The following is a 24302-nucleotide window of genomic DNA, read 5'->3' as shown; positions in this document are numbered from 1 at the left end:
TCCTAGTTTCGGGGCGGGCGCAAGCGTGTCGCGCATCTCAGCCAACCCACCGTAGCGGAGAGGCGCCGGCGGGCTCCGGCGGCAGTTCCCAATGCGCCGGCGTGCCGGAATAGCGGACGATCGGCACGGGATGCTCGATTTCGCCGAACGGCGTGGCGCGGATCGCCAAATCGGCGGCTTCGGGGTTGGGCAAGGTACCGATTCCGCGCGGTCCGTCGGGCCATTGTTCGCGCGGCAATTGTCCCAATTCTTGAAGCCACATCGAACAAGAGGTCAGCGATACCTTCACGTGATAGCTGCCGCCCGTCCGCGCGCGGCGCAAAAGGGCGGCGTTGGCGCCCGCCGCGGCGAGGTAACCGGCCAGATAATCGTTGAGCGTAAAGGTTGCGGCGAGGACGGGCGCATCGAGCGAACCTTCGCCGACGGCGAGTCCGCTCACGACTTGGCCCAACGGGTCGTAACCCGCGCGCGACGCCCATGGCCCGTCATAGCCGTAGCAACTGACCGAAACATAGACGAGGCCCGGGTTGAGTTTCGCCAACGCGGCGGGCGACAAGCCGCGCGCGTCGAGCGAACTCGGGCGCCAGGAATGGACGAAAACGTCGGCGCTGGCGATCAGTTCGCGCAGCTTGGCGAGATCGCCGGGCCGGTCGAGATCGGCGAAGGCGGAGCGTTTGCCGAAACCCGTATCGACGACGATATGCGTCGGGTCGGGTTGATGCGGCGCCGAGACATGGATCACTTCCGCGCCTTGTTCGGCCATCTGGCGCGACACGACGGGGCCGGCCAGCACATGACCCATATCGACGACGCGCAACCCCGCCAGCGGGCGCGCGGCCGGCGCGAAGGGCATCGGCGCGCCGGCGCCGATCGGCTCGATCTCCACCGGCGTGCGCGATGCGAGATGCCGGCCTTGCGGGCTCGCCAGCCATTCGTCGCGCGTTCGCGCGATGGCGCCGATCACCTTGGCGTCGGCGAGCGCATCTTCGAGCTCGTCGGCCCGCCAGCGTGCGACGGCTATTTCGATCGCCGCGGTATCGGCGCCGCAACCGAGAAAGGCGAGCAGGCGGCTGAAATGCTCGTGATAGAAGGCGTGACGCAGCAGATACATCTGCCGTCCATCGGCGGTCGTGAAGAAGACCTTCCGTTCCGACGCGGGGCGCGCGAGCTGCAACGCGTAGCCGTCGCGCTTGATATAGGACACGGTCCGCAAGCCCGGGACGGCCGCACGGCGCAGGCTCACATCTATCGTCTGGGCATCGCCGCCGCGCAGTTTCCAAATGTCCGACACGCCCGCCGCGTTGGCCGCGAGCGCCACGGCGCTCGCCAAAGCCGGGCGGTAGCGGCTCGCCACAATCGGATCTTCGCCCGCGAATCGGATTTCCGGGCGATCGTTGGGCAGGCCGAGGCGGTCGAGCAAAGCGGCCAAGATCTGCGGAGCGTGCGTCTTCATCGTTTCCTCTCATATTCCGAATGACGGAAAAATATCCGTTTCTCGGTGGTTTTGATTTGGGAGCGGGAAGGGATGCTTTGGCGTTTATTGCAGTGCAGCGAGAGATTCTTCGTCGATGCGGATTGACAAGCCGTCCGAAGGCAGGCATTTTATCGAATAACGGAAATATTTCCGCAATTCGGAAAATAGTCAAGGGAGGAAAACAGATGTCGCTCCGGCTCGCAGGCCTGTCGGTCTGTCTCGGCGTCGCGCTATCGACGGCCGCGTTCGCGCAGTCCTATCCCACGCGTCCCGTTACGGTGATCGTGCCGTTGCCGGCGGGTTCGGCGGCGGACAGCATGGCGCGCATCGTTCTGCCGGCGGCCGAAAAGCATCTCGGCAAAGCGATCGTCGTCGAAAACGAAGGCGGGGCTGCGTCGATCCCCGGCACCGCGCGCGCGGCGAAGGCCGCACCCGATGGCTACACGCTGCTTTGGGGTACGGTCGCGACGCATGTCGCCAACCCCAATATGTTCCGCAATCTGCCCTACGATCCGGGCAGAGATTTCACCGGCGTGGCGCGCGTCGCGGGGCAAAGTCTGTTCCTCGCGGTGCCGACTTCGGGCGGACTTGCGAATGTCGACGCGCTCGTCGCCAAGGCGAAGACCGGCAATCTGACCTTCGCGTCGGCGGGTATCGGCACGTCGGCGCATCTGTCGGCGGAGCTGCTGAAACTCAAGACCGGCATCCGCCTGCGCCACATTCCGTACCAAGGCGGCTCGCAGGTTGTTCTCGACCTGATGCGCGGCGAGACGAACATGATGTTCTACTCGCTGTCGCAGTTCGCGCCCGGTCTGCAATCGGGTCAATTGAAGCTGCTGGGAGTCGCCAGCGAATCGCGTTCGCGCTTCGCGCCCGACACGCCCACGCTGCGCGAGCAAGGCTACGACGTCGTCATCACGTCTTGGTACGGCCTGTTCGCGCGCAGCGGCACGCCGACGGAGATCGTCGCCAAGCTGGCCGACGCGGTGGCCAAGGCGTTGGCCGATCCCGCCGTCGTCCAGGCGCTCGAGAAGACGGGCTCCGAACCTTACGGTTCCGCGTCGCCCGCCGAGTTCCAGAAATTCACCGACGAAGAACGTCGCCGCTACGGCGAGATCATTTCCGCCGCCGGCATTCCGAAGAGCTGATCGCATCGGCGATACGCCGACAGTTCGCGCCCGGCCGCCCCTTGCGTGCGGCGTCCGGCGCGCGGCCCCAAACCAGCAACGCGCAGGAAAAAGTCAGATGCCTTCACCCGCTACCGAAGCCGTGATCGCCGGCATCGGCGAGCCGCCCGTCGGCCGCCTTGTCGGATCCAATCCCACCGAACTCCATGTCGACGCGGCGATGCTCGCCATCGAAGACGCCGGGATCGACAAGCACGATATCGACGGGCTGATGACGTCGGGGACCTTCCTCAACGACAACATCCGCCACCACATGATCATCGGCGAGCATCTGGGCATCCATTGCAAGCTGTTCTGCGACACGCTGCGCACCGGCGGCCAGTCCTATCTGAACGGCGTGCAGATCGCGAAATGGGCCGTCGAAACCGGTCAATGCAAAGCGGTGCTGCTGATCCGCGGCGACAACATCCTGACCGGCGTGCCCAAGGGGACGGGTCTCAAAGCCTATATCGACTACGGCGCGCACCCGATGGAGTTCGAGGTGCCGTTCGGCATCACGGTGCCGGGCGTCTACGCGATGGTGGCGCAACGCCATATGCACGAATTCGGGACGACGTCCGAGCAACTCGCGGCGATCGCGGTCGCTTGCCGCAAGCACGCGTCGCTGAATCCCAAGGCGTTCAAGCGCGATCCGATCACGGTCGACGACGTGCTTGCCTCGCCATTGGTCAGCACGCCGTTGCGGCTACTCGATTGCAGTCCGATCTGCGACGGGGCGGGCGCCATTCTGATCACGTCGCGCGAACGCGCGCGCGATCTGAAGGCCAAGCCGGTGCGGATTCTGGGCATGGGGCAGGCGCAGTCCTATTACCATCTCGCGCATCTCGCGCGCGCAACGGGTGCGCGGGCGGAGGACAAGGCGCGCTTCGGCCTGACGCGCACCGTTCAGTCAGTTGCGGCCCAACAGGCCTTCGGTCGGGCGGGCGTGAAGCCGAGCGACATCGACGTCGCCGAACTCTACGACTCGTTCACGATCACGGTGCTACTGCAACTCGAGGATCTTGGCTATTGCGCCAAGGGCGAGGGCGGGGCGTTCGCGCAGAACGGCCGGATCGAACTGGGCGGCGAACTGCCCGTCAACACGCATGGCGGGCTGCTTTCTTTCGGCTCGAGCGGCGGCATCAATCACATCATCGAAGCCGCGCGCCAGATGCGCGGCGAAGGCGGGGCCGGCCAGGTGCCAAACGCCAAGCTGGCGCTGGCGACGAATGTCAGCGCCGTCGCCTCCAACCATTCGATCGCCATTCTCGCCCGCGACTGAGGAGCGAACACGATGACGTCACGTCCTTTGCCCACCCCGTCGAAGATCTCGCAGCCCTTCTGGGATTCGTGCCGCGACGGAAAGATGAAGTTGCAACGCTGCGGCGATTGCGGCGTCTACGCTTATTACCCCGTCTATGTCTGTCCGGAATGCGCGTCGCGCAAACTCGAATGGACGGTCGTCAGCGGCAACGGGAAAATCCACACCTACACGGTCGCGCCGCGGTCGAGCTTCGATATCCAGGGGCCGCTGATCGTGGCGCTGGTCGAACTGGACGAAGGGGCGATGATGGTTTCGAACATCGTGACCCAAGCGCCCGACAAGCTGCAAATCGGCACGAAACTGCGCGTGCGCTACGAAAAAATGTCCGACGAGATCACGTTGCCGATGTTCGAGCCGGCTTGAACGCGTTCGCGTCACCGTAAGGAGTGAGATGACCATGGAAGGCAATTCGAACGCGAACGCGTCGGCGCAAGGCCGCAAAGGCGCCTTGAACGGAGTTCGTGTGGTCGACGTTTCGCGCGCCCTCGCGGGCCCCTATTCGACGATGCTGATGGGCGATCTGGGCGCGGACATCATCAAGCTGGAGATGCCGGGAACGGGCGACGAATCCCGTTACTGGGGCCCTCCCTTCGCGACCTATATGTCGTCGAACCGCAACAAGCGCTCGGTCGAAGTCGATCTGCACACCGAGGAAGGCCGCAAGATCTGCCTCGATCTGATCCGGACTGCCGACGTGCTGGTGGAGAATTTCCGCCCCGGCACGATGAAGCGTTTCGGGCTCGACTACGAGACCGTCGCGAAAGTGAAGCCCGACATCATCTATTGCTCGATCAGCGCCTATGGCCAGACCGGCCCCATGGCGCATCGGCCGGGCATCGATCTGATGGTGCAGGCGGTCAGCGGACTGATGTCGGCGACCGGCGAGCCCGAAGGCCGGGCGATCAAGGCCGGCGGGCCGGTCGCGGACATCGTCGGCGGCTTTTCGGCGGTGGTGTCGATCATGGCGTCGCTGATGGAGCGTCGCGAAACCGGCAAAGGCCGCTATATCGATATCGCGATGCTCGACGCGCTGATGATGGTGCTGAACCAGCAGATCGTGACCTACACCGCGACGGGCAAGCCCTATGCGCGGATGGGCAATGCGCATCCGCTGATGGCGCCCTATGAAAGCTTCCCGGCTTCGGACCGCGAATTCGTCATGGCGGTGACGAACGAGAAGGCGTGGAAGGCGTTCACGTCGATCCCCGAATTCGCCGATCTGCCGAAAGACCCGCAGTATCAAACGCAGGTCGATCGCAACATCAACCGCGTGCGGATGTTGAAGGAAATCTACGCGATCTTCGCGACAAAGCCCGCCGATTATTGGCTGGCCGAACTCGACAAACGCGGTATTCCGTCGGAGCCGATCCTGCGTTTGGACGAAGTCGTGAAGCTGCCCCATGTGCTGCAACGCGGTTCGCTGATGGAGATCGAGTATCCGCCGGGTTCGGGCACCAAGGTCGTGATCCCCGGCATGCCGTGGCGCGATGTGGCGGCACCCGCGGTTCGGCGCGATCCGCCGGGTCTGGGCCAACACACGAAGGAAGTGCTTGAGGAGCTCTACGGCCCCGATACGACGACCGCAAAACGGGCTTGAACCCGTCGTAAGATCGCATTCGGGGGAGGAGTCGCCATGACGCGCAACCGTATCGACGTAACCGCGGGGTTGGTGTTTTTGGGAATCGGCGTTCTGGCGGGCGCCCATGTCCTGACGGCGCTGGAAATCGGAACGCCCGGGGCCATGGGCCCCGGGTTTTTTCCGCTAACGCTCTGCGGCCTGCTTGTCCTGTTCGGCTTGGCGATCATCGCCGGCGGCCGGTTGGACGAGTTACGTCAATTGGCGCCGATCAATCCGCGTGCACTGGTCGCGATCGTCGCGGCCCCTGTCGTGTTCGGCATGACGCTGCGCGGCTTGGGGTTCGTGCCGGCGCTGGTTTTGTCCTGTGGCCTTTCGGTGACGGCGAGCCGCCAGATCGCGCCGCGCGAGGGCCTCTGTATCGTCGTGGCGGTGACCGCGTTCTGCGTCGCCGTCTTCCACTACGGAATCGGCATGGCGATCCCGCTGCTCAATCCCGCGTTTTTCGGCTGAGGGCGGCGATATGGGCCTGTTCGACGGAATCATCGTCGGCTTCTCGGTCGCGTTCACGCCCGAAGCGCTGTTGTTCTGCCTGATCGGCTGCACGCTGGGCACGCTGATCGGCGTGTTGCCCGGTATCGGACCCAGCGCCACGATCGCGATGCTGCTACCCGTGACACTCGGGCTGTCGCCGCTGATCGCGTTGATCATGCTGGCGGGGATCTATTACGGCGCCCAATACGGCGGATCGATCACGTCCATTTTGATCAACTTGCCGGGCGAGCCTTCCAGTGCGGTGACCGCGATCGACGGGCACCAGATGGCGCGCCAAGGACGCGCCGGGGCGGCGCTGGCGATATCTGCGATTGGGTCCTTCGTCGCGGGCACGATCGCCACCGTCGTTCTCGCAATGGCTTCGCCGCCGCTCAGCCAATTCGCGTTGCGCTTCGGCTCGCCGGAGTATTTTTCGTTGTCGCTGCTCGGCATCGTGCTGGTCGTCGTGCTGTCGCAGGGCTCGCCGCTGAAGGGCCTCGCGATGGCCACGCTTGGCTTGATGCTGGGCCTTGTCGGCACGGACGTCTTCACCTCCGAGACGCGCTTTACGCTCGGGCTCGACGAGCTGCGCAGCGGCATCAATTTCATCGCGCTGTCCGTCGGCGTGTTCGGCATCTCCGAAATCCTGCGCAATCTCGAGACGGACGGCGAGCTGCGTCACACGGTGCATCGCCTGACCAGCATCATGCCCACGCGCGACGACATTAAGCGCAGCGTTGCGCCTATCCTGCGCGGGACGGTCTTGGGCACGTTCCTCGGCGTACTGCCGGGCGGCGGCGCGTTCCTGTCGTCGTTCGCGTCCTATGCCGTCGAGAAGAAATTCGCGCGCGATCCCGGCAAGTTCGGCAAGGGTGCCATCGAAGGCGTCGCGGGGCCGGAAAGCGCCAATAACGCCGGCGCGCAGACATCGTTCATTCCGATGCTGACGCTGGGTATTCCGTCCAACGCGGTGATGGCCTTGATGGTCGGCGCGATGGTCGTGCAGGGCATCCAGCCGGGGCCGCGCGTCATGGTCACGCAACCCGATTTGTTCTGGGGGTTGATCGCGTCGATGTGGATCGGCAACGCGATGCTGCTGGTCCTGAACCTGCCGCTCGTCGGCGTGTGGGCAAGCCTGCTGCGCATTCCCTATCGCTTTCTGTTTCCGGGAATCGTCGCGTTCTCGTGCATCGGCGCTTTCGGCACCAACGACAGCACGATCGATCTCTATATCCTCGCCGCGGGCGGGCTCGGCGGTTATCTGCTATCGCGTCTGGGTTGCGACGTGGCGCCGTTGCTGCTTGGTTTCGTTCTGGGGCCGATGATCGAGGAACATTTCCGCCGCGCGATGTTGATCGCCGATGGCGATTTGATGGTCTTCGTCGAACGGCCGATCAGCGCGCTGTTGATGGCCAGCGTGATCCTGGTGGCGGGGCTGACCTTCGTGCCGTCCCTGTTCAAGGCGCGCGGCGAGATTTTCAAGAATGCGGAGGATTGATCCCATGCGCCGCGTAACGCTTTCATTCGACAACGGCCCCGATCCGGCGGTGACCTCCTTCGTGCTGGACGTGCTGGCCAAGCACGGCATCAAAACCACGTTCTTCGTGGTCGGCAATAAGGTGGCGGGGGCTCGCGCCGCCGTCGAACGCGCGCGCGCCGAAGGGCACTGGATCGGCAACCACACCTGGAGCCATAGCAAGCCGTTCCGCGAGCGCGGCGACGCGGAATTCGTGCGCGACGAGATCGAGCAGACGCAAGCGGCGATCGGCGGGCTGGCGCATTCGGCGCGGCTTTTCCGGCCCTATGGCGGCGGCGGGCGGCTCGACGGCGCGCTCAACCGGGTCGCGGCCGATCATCTCGCGGCGGGCGGCTATACCTGTGTGTTGTGGAATTCCGTGCCCGGCGATTGGAAGGACCAGGAGACTTGGCCCGATACTGCGCTGCGCCAAGCGGAATCGCTCGACTGGCCGCTGGTCGTGTTGCACGATATCCATCCGATCGCGATGCGCCATCTCGACGGGTTCATCGGCGCGTTGAAGGATCGCGGCTTCGCGTTCGAACAGGATTTCCCGCCCGATTGCGTGGCGCTGCGGCGCGGCCGGCCGACGGAAATCCTGTCGCGTGTACTTCAAGCGGCGTGAGGTTCGAGGGATGTCCGGAAACGTAATGCGTATCGCGCTGATCGCGGGCGATGGGATCGGCAAGGAAGTCGTGCCGGAAGGCGTGCGCGTTCTGAACGCGGCGGCGAAGAAATTTGATATCGGTCTCGATTTCGAGGCGTTCGATTTCGCCTCCTGCGACTATTACGAAAAACACGGGCAGATGCTGCCCGACGATTGGAAGACGAAGATCGGCGGGCACGACGCGATCTATTTCGGCGCCGTCGGCATGCCCGATCGCGTGCCCGACCACATCTCGCTCTGGGGGTCGCTGATCCGCTTCCGGCGCGAATTCGATCAATACGTCAATTTGCGCCCCTGCAAGCTGATGCCGGGCGTGCCGTCGCCCTTGGCGGGGCGCAAGCCGGGCGAGATCGACTTCTTCGTCGTGCGCGAGAACACCGAAGGCGAATATTCCTCGGTCGGCGGGATCATGTTTCCCGATACCGAGCGCGAATTCGCGATGCAGGAAACGGTGATGACTCGCATCGGCGTCGATCGCATCGTGCGCTACGCGTTCGAGCTGGCACGCAAACGCGGTAAGCATCTGACGTCGGCGACCAAGTCGAACGGCATTTCGATCACGATGCCCTATTGGGACAAGCGCGTCGAAACGATCGCCAAGGACTATGCCGACGTGCGCTGGGACAAATATCACATCGATATTCTGACCGCGCATTTTGTGCTGAACCCAGATCGCTTCGATGTGGTCGTCGCGTCGAACCTGTTCGGCGACATCCTTTCGGATCTGGGGCCGGCCTGCACGGGCACGATTGGGATCGCGCCGTCGGGCAATATCAACCCCGAGCGCCGCTTTCCGTCGCTGTTCGAGCCGGTGCACGGCTCGGCGCCCGACATCGCGGGCAAGGGGATCGCCAACCCGATCGGCCAGATTTGGGCGGGGGCGATGATGCTCGACCATCTCGGCCGGCCGGACGCCGCCGCCACGATCGTCGCGGCGATCGAGCGCGTGCTGACCGAGAAGAGCTTGCGCACCCGCGATCTGGGCGGCACGGCCGACACGATCGCGTGCGGCAAAGCCGTCGCCGACGCATTGTGACGCCGGCGACGCGAAGCGGAGCGGAGCGGCTATTTATGCGCGGTCGCGAAACCGTTCGTGAGTTTGCCGAGGCCGTCGATCTCGCATTCGACGACGTCGCCGTCTTTGAGGAAGCAGGGCGGCTCCATCGCGTAGCCGACGCCCGACGGCGTGCCGGTCGCGAGGATGTCGCCCGGTTCCAGCGTCAGCCCGGCGGAGAGCGACGCGATCAACGTCGGAATGTCGAAGATCATCGCCGAGGTGTTGCCGTTCTGGCGCAACTCGCCGTTCACCCGCAGACGGATACCGAGATTTCCCGGCGATGGCACGGTGTCGGCAGTGACGATCCACGGCCCCATCGGGCAGGAACCGTCCAGCGCCTTGCCTTTGAAGAATTGGCCGCCATGCCGGCGTTGCACGTCGCGGGCGCTGACGTCGTTGACGATCGTGTAGCCGAACACATGTTCGTAAGCGCGATCGCGCGGTATGTCGCGGCCGGGTTTGCCGATGATCACGGCGAGTTCGACTTCGTAGTCGATCTGAGTCGAGACATGGGGGAACAGCGGCACGTTCGCGCCGGGCCCGACCACGGTCGTCGTCGGCTTGGTGAAGAAGATCGGGTTCTCGGCGACGCCGATCTTGATCTTCTGCGCGCGCTCGCCCTCGGCGATATGTTCGGCATAGTTCCGGCCGACACAGAACACGTTTTTCGCGGGGCGCGGCAGCGGCGCGGCGAGTTCCACATCGCTCGCCCGCACGATCAACTGCGGCGTCTTGTCGGCGTAGGCCACCATGCCGCGCACGCGGTCGAGCGCCGCGCGGCCGCCTTCGATCAAGGCTTGAAGCGACGCGAAGGCGTCGCCCAGCCGCAGGGCGTCGCCGCCCTCCAACATCGCCGCACATTCGAGATGTCCGCCGCGTTTCAAGGTCGCCAGATGCATGTTCCGTCCTCCCGGTTTCCCGCGCAGTTAGCGTCGCGCGCGCGCGGATGTGAAGCCGGTTTGAGCGACCAATCGGGGGATTGGTAGACTTGCCCGACGCGCATGCGAATGCTTTGGCCGAGCGGCTGCGGCTGCATTATTCGGAAGGCGGCTATGGCCACAGCCATCGCTTGCCGCCGGAACGGGCGCTTTGCGGACGATTCGGCGTTTCGCGCACGACATTGCGGAAAGCGCTCGCCATACTCGAGGCCGACGGCCTCATTTGGCGCCATGTCGGGCGCGGCACGTTTCTGGGCGCGCGACCAATCTTCGATCTCGACGATGTGGACTACCTTGCCGGTCTGGCGCAACCGCCGAAAGTCGTTGAAGCGCGGATGGCGATGGAGCCCGAGCTTGCGCGCCTTGCGGCCATCCATGGCGTGAAGGCGAATTTCGACGAGATCGCGGTCTGCGGGCGGCGCTGCCGCGAAGCGCGCGACTGGCGCGTCTACGAGGCGTGGGACGAACGATTCCATCTCGCGATCGCGAAGGCGACCCGCAACAAAATGCTTCTCCATTTGTTCGAGACAGTCAACGCCGTCCGCCGATCGGTCGTTTGGTCGCGGCCCCGACAATCCAAATCGCCGCCGCGAACCCATGCCAGCTTCGACGAACACGACGCGATCGCCGCCGCGATCGCCGCGCGCGATGGCGAACGATCGGCGGCGTTGATGCGCGCGCATCTGTTGTCGGTCCGCTCGCGGACCGAGGCGTGATGACGGCCCTTCAGTTCCGCGCTCAGGGGAAAGAACCGGCGGCGAATTTCCCGCAGATTGAAGCTTGATCTGCGGGAAACCCCATCTTTAAACGCTTGAACTCGCGTGCTGTCCGCGTACGTTGACATGGTAGGGGCCACAGGTTCAATCCCTGTAGCGCCCACCATCCGGACCGCGAAGAAAACATTGAATCACCGGCTTCAATTGCTCTTGCGGAAGCGGCGCATGGAGGCAGCGAAGGCCGCCTCTATGCCGCCTGCATCTTAGCTCGTCGCGCGATCCGCTTCCTCGATGCCGCGGCACAGGCCGCGCAGATAGCCCGTCGAGAACGCGCGGCCGCGATGGCCCCAGGGCGTATCGGCGGTCATTTGCGGCACGTGATCGTCGATCATGAACCCGTCGAAGCCGTTGGTCTTCAGAATGCGCAGAATGCGCACGACGTCGAGATCGCCTTCGTCGATGAAGCATTCGGAGAAATCGGGCACCGAGCCCTTGATGTTGCGCATATGCAGATAGAAGGCGCGTTTCTGCCGGCTGAACTCGTCGAGCGCTTCGTATACGGTTTCTCCGCCCATCTGGCCCCATGTGCCCACGCAGAAGGTCAGGCCGTGATTGGGGCTGTCGCCGATCTTCATGGCACGTCGAAACCCGTCGAGGCTGTTCATGATGCGCGCGACACCACCCAGCGTGGGGACCGGCGGATCGTCGGCATGTAGCGACATGCGCACACCCGCTTCCTCGGCAACCGGCAGCACGCGCGTGATAAAATATTCGAAATTCTCCCACATCTCGGCGATGCCGATCTCGCGGCCATGAGTTTGCGGCGCGTGGCGCGCGTCGTCATAGCTGAATGCGGTCACGCCCGCCCCGCCACGCGCGGGCCGCGCGGTTGAGGTGCGCCAGACGAGATTGGGGCAGAAATGATAGCCGAGTGTGTTGATGCCCGCGCGGCCGAGATTGCGGAGCGTCTCGCAGTAATTCTCGATCTGCGCGTCACGGCCTTCCGCACCGATCAGCGCCTTGTCGTAGAAGCGATAGGGCACGTTTTCGATCGCTTCGAGCTTCAGCCCGAAATCCTCGATCCGCCGGCGTAAGTTCAGCAGATCCATGAAGTCCCATTTGGCCGATTTGTTGAAGTCGGCGGGTCCGTAGGGATAGTGCTTGCCGAGAAACGTGCGCCAGGAAGGCGCGTCGAAATCGGGGCGATTGATCGTGATACCCGTGACGCCGAGTTGCTTGCAGAACGAAAGATCGTCCGGCGTCACTTCCTTGAATTGCCCGACGGCGACGCGAAAACCTAACGACATCGTTTTCTCCCTATTGTCCTTCTATCCGGCGAATCGATTGGGGGGGCGTCCGCGCACACCGGCGCGGATGGCGAACACGCTGCCGGTCAGTGGGGCGCGTTCGATTTGGGTGGCCGACATGCGGATGCGGGCAGAGGTGACGTAAAGCGTGTCCAGATTTTCGCCGCCGAAGGCGACGCTGGCGGGCTTGAGGGCCGGCACATGGATGCGCGCGACGATTTTACCGTCGGGTGCGATGCGCAGGACTTCGCTGTCGTCCCACATCGGCGTCCAAAGATGGTCTTCGAGATCGACGGCGATACCGCCCGGCGCACCACCGTCTTCGGGAAGCTGGGTGAGGATTTCGGGCGTGCCGATGGCGCCGGTAGCCGCGTCGTAGGGATAGACGAGCACCCGGTTACGGATCGCATCGGTCAGATACATCCGGTCGTCGGCGAGGTTCCAATCGGGCCCGTTGCAGATCGTCAGCCCGGTTTCGACCGTCACGAGTTTCAGATCGGGATCGAGCCGGTAGAGCGCCCCCTTGCCCGGTTCGCGCTGCATACTCATCGAGCTGAACCAGAACCGGCCGCGTGAATCGCATTTGCCGTCGTTGAGGCGGTTGGGCGGCTTGTCGGCTTCGGGATGGACGATCGGTGTAACCTCGGCCTTGTCGGACACGAAGGCGAGGCCAGTTTGCATCGCGGCGACCAGGCCGCCTTTTCCGCGCAGCACGATCGAACCGACGAGGCTCGGCATCAGTGTCGTCGTATCGATGCCGGTTTTCGGATCGCCGGAATGGATGGCCGGGGCGAGGATATCCACCCACAGTAAGCGCCGCGCGCGATCGTCCCATACGGGCGAATCGCCGATGAAGGTCGTGCCAGGGAAGGCGCAAGCCACGCGCGGATCGGCGGGCTTGTCGACCGACGCGGGCTCGACGCTGCCCGCATCGCCCAAGCGGCGCAGCGCCATCGTGATGCGGTTGGCGGCGGCGATCAGCTCCGGCGCCAATTCATGGCAGCGCGCCACACTCATCCGGTCGGCGGGGCCGGTCAAGCCGATCGCGGCGATCGCCTGGTTGCGATGATCGAGGATTGCGGCCGCGATGCAGCGCCGGCCGATTTCTAACTCCTCGTCGTCGATCGCGTATTGGCGCTCGCGCGTCAACGCGAGTTCGATCTGCAACGCGGGCAGATCGGTGATCGTGCGCGGCGTATAGGCGGTCATCGCGTTGGCGCCGACCAGGCGTTTCAACTCCGCCGCATCGAGACAGGCGAGGATCGCCTTGCCCATTGCCGTGCAATAGGCGGGGTGGCGGCGGCCCTTCAAATAATAGAGGCGAATCTCGTCGAAGGAATCGCGCTCGTCGACATAGACGATCTGGAAACCTTCGATCGCGGCAATCTGCGCGTTGTCGCCGGTCAGCTTGCGCAGGCGATCCAACTCGCGGGCGAAGGCGCCGGAGAAATCGATGCGCTCCCAGATCTTGCCGGCGAGATCGATCAACCGCATGCCCAGCCAATATGTGCGCTGGTCCGGGTCGTAGCGCACGAGACCGGATTCGGTCAGCGCGCTCAGCATTCGATGCAGCGTCGCGCGCGGCAGGCCGCAGGGCTCGATCAAATCCTTGAACGCGATTGGCCGATCCGAACGCGCGATCACGTCGAACACCGACAAAGCCTTCAAGGCCGTGCCCGCATAAGGCGTTCCGGGCTTTTCGGTGGAGGAATTGTTTTGCGTCATAGCGTCTCCGCGCCGCGAATCGCTGCGGTTAGTAAGGGAACGGAACGCTTGACTTTCGCTCTGCATGGAGCAACATTCGCATATCTCAATTAATGAAACAAGTATCTCATTATTTGAGACAGTAAGAAAGAGGGAGGAAGTTCGGGACATGCGGGCGTGGTTTCAACGCCGACGGAAAGGCGCTTCGCGCGCGGATGCGGATGCATTCGCGCTGCGTTTGGTGGCGCCCGCTCTGTTGATCGAGTTCCTATTCGTCTTCGTGCCGCTGGCGGTGGGGCTCTATTACAGCTTGCACTCGGTGCGCTTCTTCCAGGTCGGGCGCTTCCTGGGCTTCGACAATTATCTGTCGGTGCTGACCTCGCCCGCGGTGCTGAACAGCTTCGCGGTGACGGCGGTCTTCTCCTTCGGCTCGCTGATCCTGACTTTCGTCGTCGGCTTCGCGTTGGCGCTGCATTTGGAACGCGACGGCCGCGTCGCGGTGTTCATGCGCGCGGTCGTGCTCGTGCCCTATGTCATCTCGATGCTCGTGGGCTCGCTGCTGCTCAAATGGGTGCTGTCGCAGGATTCGGGCGTGCCGCAGACCGTGCTGGGGCCGCTGGGCATCGCCGATTTCAGCGTGTTCGCCGATTCCGCGTCGTCGATGGCGGCGCTGATCTACAACGCCGTGTGGCGCGATGCGGCTTTCGCGATGATCCTGCTGCTCGCGGGCCTCAAAAGCATCCCGCTGGAACTTTACGCCGCCGCGCGCGTCGACGGAGCCAGCCCCTGGTATCGCTTCCGCCGCTTGACGCTGCCGCTGCTAAAAACGCCGATGCTGATCACGCTCGTGCGTCTGCTGATGCATTTCGTCAATTCGCTGACGTTCCAGCTGATCCTGACCGGCGGCGGGCCGGTCAACAAAACTGAGACCGTGGCGTTGCGAACGTTCCGCCTCGGCTTCGAGGATTACGCGCTGGGCCGCGCCAACGCGCTGTCCTTCGTCGTGTTCCTAATCAACGTTTGCATGATCGTGCTGCTGGTGAAGCTGTTCAAACCGACGGAGAAGCTGCGGTGAGCTACGTCCGCGTCATCCGCTTGCGCAAGATCGGCGACTTCGCGCTGAACACGGTGATCGTGCTGTTCGCCCTTGCCCCGCTGCTGTGGGGGTTGAGTTCCTCGCTCAAACCCGCCAACCGCATTCTGCAAGTGCCGCCGGAACTGATCCCGTCGGAAGTGACCTTCGCGCATTACGCCACGCTGATCGAAAACCAGCTGTTCCACTACATGGCCAACAGCGCGATCGTGTCGGCCGCGACGGTGGCGCTGTGCCTTGCGGTGGGCGCCTTCGCCGGTTACGCGCTGTCGCGCTTCGCCTTTCCGGGCCGCAATCTGGTGATGCTGACGGTCGTCACGGTGATGTCGATCCCGATCGCGTCGCTGCTCGTCCCCACCTATACGCTGATCGCCAATCTCGGGCTGCTCGATACGCGCACGGGCCTCGTCCTTCTCTACACCGCTTACGAATTGCCGATCGTGATCTGGATCATGTTCGGCTATTTCAACACGATTCCGCGCCAGCTCGAAAACGCCGCGATGATCGACGGCTATAGCCGGTTCGACGCGTTGCGCCGCGTGATCCTGCCGCTGGCGGGGCCGGGTCTGATCGCGTCGGGCCTGTTCGTATTGACGGCGGCATGGAACGATTTCGTCGTCGCGGTGGTGATGACGTCGGCCGAAGCCGTAAGGCCGCTGCCCGTTGCGGTCTATTTCTATCTCGGCTTCTTCGGCCGCGAATGGGGGCCGCTGCTGGCGGCTTCGATGGTGTCGATCGCACCGATCATCCTGATTTTCGTGATCTTCCAGAAATACTTCGTCTCCGGTGTCACCGGCGGCAGCGTCAAGGGCTGAGGGGTAAGATGACCGACGTACGATTTTCGCGTGTCCGGAAGGCGTTCGGGCCGGTTGCGGCATTGGCCGGGCTGGATCTTGAAATCCGGTCGGGCGAGTTCGTCTCGCTGCTCGGGCCGTCGGGATCGGGCAAGTCGACGACGCTCAATCTCCTCGCCGGCTTGCTCGATGCGGATTCGGGCGACATCGCCATCGGCGGAACGCGCGTCAACGATTTGTCGCCCGACAAACGCGACATCGCGATGGTGTTCCAGAATTACGCGCTCTACCCGCATATGACGGTGTTCGAGAATCTGGCTTTCCCGTTGCGCGCGCGCGGCCGCGCGTTCAATGAAGGGCAAATCAAAACGAAGGTCGAAGCAGCGGCCGAAAGCCTCGGCGTGGCGGCTTTGCTGGCGCGCTATCCCAAGGAACTGTCGGGCGGCCAGCAGCAGCGCATCGCGCTGGGCCGCGCGATGGTGCGCGATCCAAAAGTGTTCTTGCTCGATGAACCGTTGTCGAATCTCGACGCGCGTTTGCGCATCCGTATGCGCCGTGACATCAAGGCGCTGCACGACCGGATCAAATCGACGATCGTCTATGTCACGCACGATCAAGCCGAAGCGTTGACGATGTCCACGCGCATCGCCGTGTTCGATCAGGGCCATTTGCAGCAATACGGCACGCCCAACCAGATCTATCACCGGCCGGCGAATATGTTCGTCGCCAATTTCGTGGGCGAGCGCGAAATCAATTTCGTGAATGGCGCGATCGCAGCCAACGGAGGCAAGGCCAGCTTCGTCGCCGACGGATTGACGTTGCCGCTGGCCGAGGAAAAGCGCTGGCGGAATTTGCGCGCCGGCAAGTCCGTGCTGGGCATTCGTACCGAAGCGATCAAAGCGGTCCGTGGCGATACGGGCACGCCCGCAATCGTCGAGCAGGTCGAACTCGTCGGCCCCGAATTGGTTGTCTATGCCGCTGTCGGTACTGCACAGCTTTCCTGCCGCGCCGATCTTAATGCCGATCTGAAGCCCGGCGACAAGGTGCGCCTCGTCTTTGATCCGGCGCATTTCCACTTCTTCGAACCGGATGGTGGCGCATCGCTGGCTGGGGCGGAAGGTTGAGCGCGATGCAGATTACGCGCGTCACCGCCCAACGCTTGGAATGTCCGGTTGCCGAAGGCGAGCGGAACGTCAGCGATTACGGTCCGATGGAAACGCTGTCGACCGTGCTCGTGCGCATCGAAACCGATGCGGGACTGATGGGGATCGGCGAGACCAAGGCCGGCGGCTCTCCCGCCTCGGCGGATGCCAGCATCGCCGCGATCATCAACGGCGATCTGGGGCCGCAGCTGATCGGCGAGGATCCGCGCGATATCACCCGGTTGTGGGAGAAACTATACAACGGCAAGCGCGCCGATGTCGCCGCCCGCGCCGGCCGCGCGATGCCTGCGCTTGGGCGGCGCGGCTTGTCGATCTGCGCCATCGGCGGCATCGACATCGCCTTGTGGGATCTGCTGGGCAAAGCGACCGGTCAGCCGGTGTGGCGGCTGCTCGGCGGCAAGACCAAGCCGACATTGCCCGTCTATGCATCGGGCGGCTGGGGGCCGGTCGAAAAGATCGGCGACGAGCTTCGCCTCTATCTCGATCGCACCGGCGCCAAGGCGATCAAGATGCGCGTGGGCGCCAAATACGGGTCCATCGATGCGTCGATCGCGCGGGTGATCGCGGCGCGACGTGCCATCGGTCCCGATATCGAGCTGATGGTCGACGCACACGGCACGTTCAACCCGGTCGAGGCGAAGATCTTCGCGCGTGGGACGGAATCGGCGCGCCTGCGCTGGTTCGAAGAACCGATGACCGGCGATGCCAAGCGCGAATTCGCCGCGTTGCGCGCCGCCAGCCCCTGCGCGATCGCGGCCGGGGAGAACGACTTCACGCGCTTCGACTATGTGCCGTATCTCGACGCGTCGGCGCTCGACGTGTTCCAGCCCGATCTTGGCGTGTGCGGCGGCATCACCGAAGCGCGCCGGATCGGCGAACTTGCCGGCGCGTTCCAAATCGAAGTCTCGCCGCATGTTTGGGGCGGCACCGTACAGGCGGCGGCGAGCGCACAGTTTGCGATCGCTTGCCCCAGCGTTGCGATCTTCGAATATCCGGCCGCGTCCAACCCGGCGTTTCGGGCACTGGCCTCGGGCGGCTTTGCACTCTCCGATGGGCGGCTTTCCGTCGACGACAAACCCGGTCTCGGCCTCGAACTCGACGAGGCCTATATCGCCCGATGCGCTGTTTGAAACCGATAAAAATGGGAGGAAAGAACATGTCGTATAAAGGAAGAATGCTGGCGGCCGCCGCGCTGGCCGCTTCGCTCGTCGCTGCCGGTCAGGCTGCGGCGCAGACGACGGTGACGATGTGGAGCTTCCTCGATCCCGCGAAGAACACGCCGCGCGAACGCGTGTTGCGCGAATTGATCGAGGAATTCGAGAAGCGCAACCCGACGATCAAGGTGCGCGTCGAGCCGCAAGTCTGGCACCAGATCGCGAATAAATTCACCATCGCGGCGAGCACGCGCACCGCCCCCGATATCGCCTGGATCAATTACCCGAGCCTCGTCCTGCCGTTCTCCGCCGACGTCGCAGCCGATCTGCGCCAGACCGCGTTCGGCAATTGGGGTGCGGCGGAATGGGACGATTACGTCACCAAGGCGCCGTTCGATGCGGTGACGCAGAACGGCCGCATCCTGGCAGCCCCGATCATGCTGCTGTCGAACACGTTGCTGTATCGCAAGGATCTGTTCGCATCTGCGGGCGTGACGGCGAACGACGTGCGGACCTGGGATGGCTTGCTCGCCGCCGCCAAAAAGCTGACCGCACAAACGGCGGGGGGCACGACCTGGGGCCTCGGCTTCCCGTTGTCGCGCGACGGCGCCTCGCAACCTTTGGCGTTCGTCGGCATCGTCGATCAGCAGCCGCGCATCTTCGACGGCAAATGCGTGCCGGTGCTGGCAACTCCGGCGGGCGAGAAAGCCATTCAGATGGCGGCGAACTTCATCACCGAGCGTGCCACCTCGCGCGAAGCTTTGGCGCAAACCAGCGACGACAGCCAGGAACTGTTCATCGGCGGCCGTCAGGCGATCACCGTCGGCGGCACCAGCCGTGTCGCCAGCATCCAGGAACGCGCGGTGTTCGACCGCAACCAGGTCGGCGTTCTGCCGTGGCCGAGCTGGAGCGGCGAAAAGCCGGGCCCGTATATCCTCGACGGTTGGACATCCGTGGTGTGGAAGGGCTCGCCCCGCCAGCGCGAAGCGGGCGCTTTCGTCGCGTTTATGGCCGGTGCCGAAGCCGCCATGAAATGGACGATCCAGGGCGGCCAGGTGCCGTTTCGCAAATCGGTGCTGGCGCATCCCGATCTCGCCACGCCCGCCAATGCCTGGATGCACGAGATCGCGAAGGGCTGGGGCGCCAACGCCACCTTCCCGCCGCCGCAATGCAATGTCGGGGCGCTGTACAGCGATCTCAACGTCGCCGTGCAGAAGGTCGCGCGCGGCGATGCGACACCCAACGCGGCGCTGAAGGCGGTCGAAGCCGAAGGCCGCGAACGCGCCAACTGATCGCGACGGCAAGAAAGCGCGGCGGCCTTGCAAGGGGCCGCCGCATCGCAATTATTTCCCGCAGGATGGTCGTCGCCTTGCGGGAAACCCCATTCCTAAACAATTGATTTCACACGCTGTCCACGTACGTTGACATGGTAGGGGGCACAGGTTCAATCCCTGTAGCGCCCACCATCCGGAAACCCGGAATTGCGGGCGTTGCCGCAAAAATTCAGACATCAAGAATTTCGAAGCCCGCCCCTGGGAAACCAGCGACGGGCTTCGTCGTGTCGCAGGACGGAAACGGCGTCGGATCAGCCGCCGTAACCTTCCGCGGCATGGGCGCGCAGATAGTCGACATTCATAACGACGCCGAGACCCGGCGACGTCGGGACTTTCAAGCGGCCCTTGGCGTTGTCGAGGGGCGTTTCGATGAACACGTCGTATTTGCCGAGATCGTAGCGCGACGTTTCGAGGCGATAGAAATTCGGCGTCGTCATCATGACGTGCGCGCCCGCGAGTATGTTGATCGGACCGGCGGCGTCGTGCGGCGAGACGGGGATGTAGTAGGTCTCGGCCATCGTCGCGATTTTCTTCAGTTCGCTGATCCCGCCCGTCCAGGTGACGTCCGGCATGATGAAGTCGGCGAGGCGCTTTTCGAGCACCGGTGCGATCTCCCAGCGCGTATGCAGGCGTTCGCCCACGGCGATCGGCACGTTGACCTTTTCGCGCACTTGCTGAAGTGCCGCGTAGCTTTCGACGGGAACCGGCTCTTCGAACCAGTCGATCGCGCCCGCATCCTTCAGGCGATTGCACAGGCGAATGGCGGTCGGCACGTTGAACCGGCCATGCGCGTCGATCAGAATCTGGATATCGGGGCCGGCGATCTCGCGTATGCGCGCCACCATCTTGGCGGCGTAGTTCTCGGCCTCCTTGCCGAGACCACCGTCGAGATAATCGTCGTTGCGCGGCGACTCCCCCTCCAGATGCGGAAACGGATCGGTCTTCAGCGCCGTATGCCCGGAATCGACGATCGCACGGATCTCGGTCACCAGCGTTTCGTCGTTGTCCAGAAGTCGGCGCAGCGGATGCGTGTAGAGCAGGATGTCATCGCGCAGTTTTCCGCCGAGCAGATCGTAGATCGGCTTGCCCAGCGACTTGCCGCGGATGTCCCACAGCGCGATATCGATTCCGCTGACGGCGTGACAGGCCGCGCCGCGCGTTCCCATATAGGTGAAGGACCGGAATATCTTGTGCCAGATGCGCTCGATCCGATCGGGGTCCTCGCCGGCGATGAAGCCGCTGAGCTGGCGCAGAATGTTGGAAACCGCCCGATTGGCGTTGGGCGTCGTCGACGTGATTTCGCCCCAGCCGGTGATTCCGTCCGCGGTCCGCACTTCGACGAAAAGATACTCCCCCCAGCCGCTCGCACCGGTTTTGACAATCCAGGGAATGACGGCGGTGATTTTATTCGGCATTGGACGTCCTCTTCTTGGGCTTTGGTCGGCGCGGCGTTGTGGGGGCAGGGGCGGGCCCGGTCGTGCCTCAATGCCCCATTAAAAAATATATTATTTTGTGTTTTTCATACATAATAAAGCAAGTCAATGCACGTCAAAAATGCCGACTCTCGCCGGTTGCTTTGCGGGTCACTTTCGGTGCGGTGGCGGGAATGCCGGGTTTCGGGCGGAGAGAATTCGACCGGCCGAACAATGGACGCAAGCGCCGCTTGGGCTTCGCGCAAGTAGCATCAGAAATTCATATAGTGTCGGCATTAATTGGTCATTGGATGCGCCTGTGGCGGCGCGAATGCGGCGGTTCGAATTGGAACGCCGGCATCCGGATGCCGCCCGCAATGCGGCAGCGATGCCCCAAAATTCGTGTTAACAAATTATATTCTGTACTTGCCTTTTAATATATAATTTGAGACGCTGCCGCCACATAAAAACACTATGGGAGGGCTCTGCCCATGAGCGTCCTTGCGTCCAAAACATCGATCGGCTTATCGGCGCTCCGCGCGCTCTCGTTGGCGGCACTCGTCGCGACGGGAACGATGGCGCACGCGCAGCAGACCCAAATTCCGCGCGAAGACACCTTCATCGCGACCGGACAATCGTCCACCGGATCGCCGACCTTCTCCCAGTACAACGATTTCAACCCGTTCCGTCCGGGCCTGGATCGCCGTTCGAGCGTCACGCACGTGTTGGAAGGGCTCTACTACTACAACGTCTTGAAGGACGAGATGATCCCGTGGCTCGCGACGAGCTACGAGTACAACAGCGACTATACCGCCGTGACGGTCAATCTTCGCGAAGGCGTGAAGTGGAGCGACGGCGAGAAATTCAGCGTCGACGACGTGATCTATACGATCTCGATGTTGCAAGCGAACGGTAAGGGCAAGGCCGATCTGTTCTGGGCCGACGATATGGCCCGCGACATCAAGGCGCTGGTGCGGCTCAACGATCACGCGCTCAGAATCGAACTGACGCGCCCGGATCCGCGCTGGTTCTTCACCTTCTTCGCGATCCGTTTCGCGAGCCAGGCGATCCATATCGTTCCCAAGCACGTCTACGGCACCGTCGATCCCAACGCGATGGGAACGTTCACGGCGCTCGATCCGTCCAAGCCGAACTGGCCGGTGGGCACGGGCGCGTTCCGCGTCACCGAGTTGAAGCCGGAACGCATCATCCTGGACCGGCGCGACGATTGGTGGGGCGCGCAGGTCGGCCTGCGTCCGCTGCCGGCGATGAAGCGCGTCATCTTCATTCCGTTCACGACGCACGAGCAGGCGGCGCAGCTGGTCGCCAACAACGAGGTCGATACGATCCTCGAAGCGCATGTGCCGGTGATGAAGAACCTGATCGCGCGCGCGCCGAAGATCACGACTTTCTCGGGCCGCGAAGCGCCGTTCGGCAACATCGACTGGTGGCCGACGTCGCTGTTCTTCAATCACGACGATCCGCAATGGAAGGATATCCGCATCCGCCGCGCGGTCGGGCTCTATCTGAACCGCAAGCAGATCGTCGATTTCGCCTATGAAGGTGCGGCCGAAATTTCGCCCTTGCCGTATCCGCGCTATCCGGCGCTGCAGCCGTATTTCGGGCGGATGGAAGCCAAGATCAAGCAGTTCCGGGTGGTCGACACCGATGCGCGGGCTGCGGATGCGTTGATGCTGGAGGCCGGTGCCAAGAAGGACGCGCAAGGGTTCTGGACGCTCAACGGCAAGCGGATGGGCGGCGACCTCTACCACACCAACTCGTTGAACGCCGTGTCGCCGGTCATTGCGGAACAGTTGCGCCGCGCGGGTTTCGAAGTGGCGCCCAATACCCGGCCCGGCTTCCGCGACGTCATCTACCAGGGCAAAGCCGCGTGGTGGGTGTGGGGTCACGGCGCCAGCGTCAACGATCCGTTCCACACGCTGCGCCTTTACCATAAGCGTTGGTACCGCCCCGTTGGGACGATCCCGCTATGGCCCGCGCGCTGGCAGAACGACGAGTTCAGCGATCTCGTGGATCAGATCGAAGCCCTGGCGCCGGCCGATCCGAAGGTTCCGCCGCTGGTCGAGAAGGCGTTGACGATCTTCCTCGAACAGCAAGTGACGGTTCCGATTTCCCAGTTCTATCATCGCATCCCGATGAACACGACGTATTGGAAGAACTGGCCGTCCACGCAGAACGCCTATATTCCGCCGACGTTCTGGGCGGATACGGGCTATCTGATGCTGCTCAACGTGCAGAAAAACTAGCGGTGAAGCGGGGGCCGCCGCGCGACATCGAACGCGCGGCGGCCCCGGGCTTTGGATACAATGCCGTAACGTGCCGTAGGGACTTATGACGTTCTTATCGATCTGCCGCCGTTTGGGGATGTTCCTCCTGGTGGTTTGGACGGCCAGCACGTTGATCTTCTTCGTGCCCCGGATCGCGCCGCGCAATCCGATCCAGGACAAGCTGCTGACCCAGCTCGAACAGGGCGGCGCCGCCGGCGATATCAAAGCGTTGGTCGACGCCTACAACGTCAAATTCGGTCTCGACAAGCCGTTGTGGCAGCAATATCTCGCCTTCCTCGGCGATACGGCGCGTTTCGATCTCGGCCAATCGATCGCCTATTACCCCAGCCGGACCATCGACATCATCGGCGGCGCGTTGCCGTGGACGATCGCCTTGCTGACGACCACGACCCTGCTGGGCTTCGCGATCGGCACGATCATCGGCGCGCTGACCGTTTGGCGCGGCTCGTCCTCGTTCTACCGATATCTCGTGCCGCTGCTCATGGTGTTCTCGGCCATCCCGTTCTATTTGATCGGCTTGGTGCTGGTTTACGTCTTCGGCTATCGGCTCGGCTGGTTTCCGTTGGGCGGCGGCATGGGCATCCGGACGTCGTTCGTCTGGAGCGTGCCGCTCGTGCTCGAGATTCTCTATCACTCGATCCTGCCGGCGGCATCGATGCTGCTGTCGACGCTGGGCACCTGGGCGCTCGCGATGCGCGGCATGATGGTGACGGTGCAGGGCGAGGATTACATGAACTTCGCCGAAGCGCTGGGCTTGAAGAACCGGCGGCGCTTCCTGCAATACGGCCTGCGCAACGCGATCTTGCCGCAGCTGACGCTGCTCGCCTTGTCGCTCGGCCATGTTCTGTCGGGCTCGATTCTGGTCGAATTGGTGTTCGGATATCCCGGCGTGGGGCAGCAATTGTTCCGCGCCATCCAGCATCTCGATTATTTCGTGATCTACGGGATCGTGTTCATTTTGATCTGCACCATCTCGTTCGCGATGTTGATCATGGATCTCGTCTATCCGCTGCTCGATCCGCGGATCCGCCAGTCGAGCGCCGCCAGATGAGCCCCGAAACCCG

21 protein-coding genes are annotated in these 24302 nt (G+C 63.4%); 16 read left to right on the top strand and 5 right to left on the bottom strand.

Features of this window, described 5'->3' with window-relative positions:
- Positions 1–37 precede the first annotated feature (37 nt).
- On the bottom strand, positions 38–1453 hold the full coding sequence (locus J0H39_13315; GenBank protein ID MBN9497728.1) for a CoA transferase: 1416 nt from the start codon (positions 1451–1453) through the stop codon (positions 38–40).
- Between the two features lie 206 nt (positions 1454–1659).
- Here J0H39_13315 and J0H39_13310 point away from each other — a divergent pair, with 206 nt between their 5' ends.
- The 8 genes from J0H39_13310 (at position 1660) to J0H39_13275 (ending at position 9293) form a co-directional block, all read left to right on the top strand.
- Positions 1660–2622 carry a tripartite tricarboxylate transporter substrate binding protein gene (locus tag J0H39_13310; protein ID MBN9497727.1) on the top strand — a complete coding sequence of 321 codons (963 nt, stop codon included), beginning with the start codon at positions 1660–1662 and terminating at the stop codon, positions 2620–2622.
- Positions 2623–2719: 97 nt separating this feature from the next.
- Complete coding sequence (locus J0H39_13305; GenBank protein ID MBN9497726.1) at positions 2720–3922, top strand: thiolase family protein; 1203 nt, start codon at positions 2720–2722, stop codon at positions 3920–3922.
- A gap of 12 nt (positions 3923–3934) precedes the next feature.
- Complete coding sequence (locus J0H39_13300; GenBank protein ID MBN9497725.1) at positions 3935–4327, top strand: Zn-ribbon domain-containing OB-fold protein; 393 nt, start codon at positions 3935–3937, stop codon at positions 4325–4327.
- Between the two features lie 34 nt (positions 4328–4361).
- Positions 4362–5561 (top strand): CoA transferase, encoded by a 1200-nt coding sequence (locus J0H39_13295; protein MBN9497724.1) that lies wholly within the window; start codon positions 4362–4364, stop codon positions 5559–5561.
- Between the two features lie 36 nt (positions 5562–5597).
- Complete coding sequence (locus tag J0H39_13290) at positions 5598–6053, top strand: tripartite tricarboxylate transporter TctB family protein (GenBank protein MBN9497723.1); 456 nt, start codon at positions 5598–5600, stop codon at positions 6051–6053.
- A 10-nt stretch (positions 6054–6063) separates the two neighbouring features.
- Positions 6064–7572 (top strand): tripartite tricarboxylate transporter permease, encoded by a 1509-nt coding sequence (locus J0H39_13285; protein MBN9497722.1) that lies wholly within the window; start codon positions 6064–6066, stop codon positions 7570–7572.
- A 4-nt stretch (positions 7573–7576) separates the two neighbouring features.
- A complete protein-coding gene (locus J0H39_13280; protein MBN9497721.1) occupies positions 7577–8215 on the top strand; it encodes a polysaccharide deacetylase family protein in 639 nt (212 codons plus the stop codon).
- Between the two features lie 10 nt (positions 8216–8225).
- Positions 8226–9293 (top strand): tartrate dehydrogenase, encoded by a 1068-nt coding sequence (locus J0H39_13275; GenBank protein MBN9497720.1) that lies wholly within the window; start codon positions 8226–8228, stop codon positions 9291–9293.
- Between the two features lie 29 nt (positions 9294–9322).
- On the opposite strand, the gene J0H39_13270 is transcribed toward J0H39_13275, so the two are convergent.
- Complete coding sequence (locus tag J0H39_13270; protein MBN9497719.1) at positions 9323–10213, bottom strand: fumarylacetoacetate hydrolase family protein; 891 nt, start codon at positions 10211–10213, stop codon at positions 9323–9325.
- An 89-nt stretch (positions 10214–10302) separates the two neighbouring features.
- Here J0H39_13270 and J0H39_13265 point away from each other — a divergent pair, with 89 nt between their 5' ends.
- Positions 10303–10968: a FadR family transcriptional regulator gene (locus J0H39_13265; protein MBN9497718.1), complete on the top strand. Its 666-nt coding sequence runs from the start codon at positions 10303–10305 to the stop codon at positions 10966–10968.
- Between the two features lie 263 nt (positions 10969–11231).
- Here J0H39_13265 and J0H39_13260 read toward each other — a convergent pair whose 3' ends face one another.
- Positions 11232–12275: a mannonate dehydratase gene (locus J0H39_13260; GenBank protein MBN9497717.1), complete on the bottom strand. Its 1044-nt coding sequence runs from the start codon at positions 12273–12275 to the stop codon at positions 11232–11234.
- 21 nt (positions 12276–12296) lie between these two features.
- Positions 12297–14000 (bottom strand): SMP-30/gluconolactonase/LRE family protein, encoded by a 1704-nt coding sequence (locus tag J0H39_13255; GenBank protein ID MBN9497716.1) that lies wholly within the window; start codon positions 13998–14000, stop codon positions 12297–12299.
- Between the two features lie 148 nt (positions 14001–14148).
- Here J0H39_13255 and J0H39_13250 point away from each other — a divergent pair, with 148 nt between their 5' ends.
- The 5 genes from J0H39_13250 to J0H39_13230 are packed head-to-tail and all read left to right on the top strand — an operon-like array spanning position 14149 to position 19475.
- Entirely contained in the window at positions 14149–15054 is a 906-nt protein-coding gene (locus J0H39_13250) for a sugar ABC transporter permease (protein ID MBN9497715.1), read from the top strand.
- Positions 15051–15887: a carbohydrate ABC transporter permease gene (locus J0H39_13245; GenBank protein ID MBN9497714.1), complete on the top strand. Its 837-nt coding sequence runs from the start codon at positions 15051–15053 to the stop codon at positions 15885–15887. The genes J0H39_13250 and J0H39_13245 overlap by 4 nt, the downstream gene beginning before the upstream one ends.
- A gap of 8 nt (positions 15888–15895) precedes the next feature.
- A complete protein-coding gene (locus J0H39_13240; protein ID MBN9497713.1) occupies positions 15896–16990 on the top strand; it encodes an ABC transporter ATP-binding protein in 1095 nt (364 codons plus the stop codon).
- A 5-nt stretch (positions 16991–16995) separates the two neighbouring features.
- Positions 16996–18159, top strand: coding sequence for a mandelate racemase/muconate lactonizing enzyme family protein (locus tag J0H39_13235; GenBank protein MBN9497712.1), 1164 nt, complete (start codon positions 16996–16998; stop codon positions 18157–18159).
- Between the two features lie 26 nt (positions 18160–18185).
- Positions 18186–19475 carry an extracellular solute-binding protein gene (locus J0H39_13230; GenBank protein MBN9497711.1) on the top strand — a complete coding sequence of 430 codons (1290 nt, stop codon included), beginning with the start codon at positions 18186–18188 and terminating at the stop codon, positions 19473–19475.
- Between the two features lie 293 nt (positions 19476–19768).
- On the opposite strand, the gene J0H39_13225 is transcribed toward J0H39_13230, so the two are convergent.
- The gene (locus J0H39_13225; protein MBN9497710.1) at positions 19769–20932 is read right to left on the bottom strand and encodes a mandelate racemase/muconate lactonizing enzyme family protein; all 1164 of its coding nucleotides are present in this window, start codon (positions 20930–20932) and stop codon (positions 19769–19771) included.
- Between the two features lie 488 nt (positions 20933–21420).
- Between J0H39_13225 and J0H39_13220 the strand changes: the two genes are divergently transcribed.
- Together J0H39_13220 and J0H39_13215 are read left to right on the top strand one after the other, a co-directional pair.
- Positions 21421–23196 (top strand): ABC transporter substrate-binding protein, encoded by a 1776-nt coding sequence (locus tag J0H39_13220; GenBank protein ID MBN9497709.1) that lies wholly within the window; start codon positions 21421–21423, stop codon positions 23194–23196.
- Between the two features lie 85 nt (positions 23197–23281).
- Complete coding sequence (locus J0H39_13215) at positions 23282–24289, top strand: ABC transporter permease (GenBank protein ID MBN9497708.1); 1008 nt, start codon at positions 23282–23284, stop codon at positions 24287–24289.
- Positions 24290–24302: the final 13 nt, after the last annotated feature.

The sequence above is a fragment of the Alphaproteobacteria bacterium genome (genome assembly GCA_017308135.1).
Lineage (GTDB): Bacteria > Pseudomonadota > Alphaproteobacteria > CACIAM-22H2 > CACIAM-22H2 > Tagaea.
Note: the sequence above shows the minus strand (reverse complement) of the source record. Positions and strands in the feature narration are given on the sequence as shown.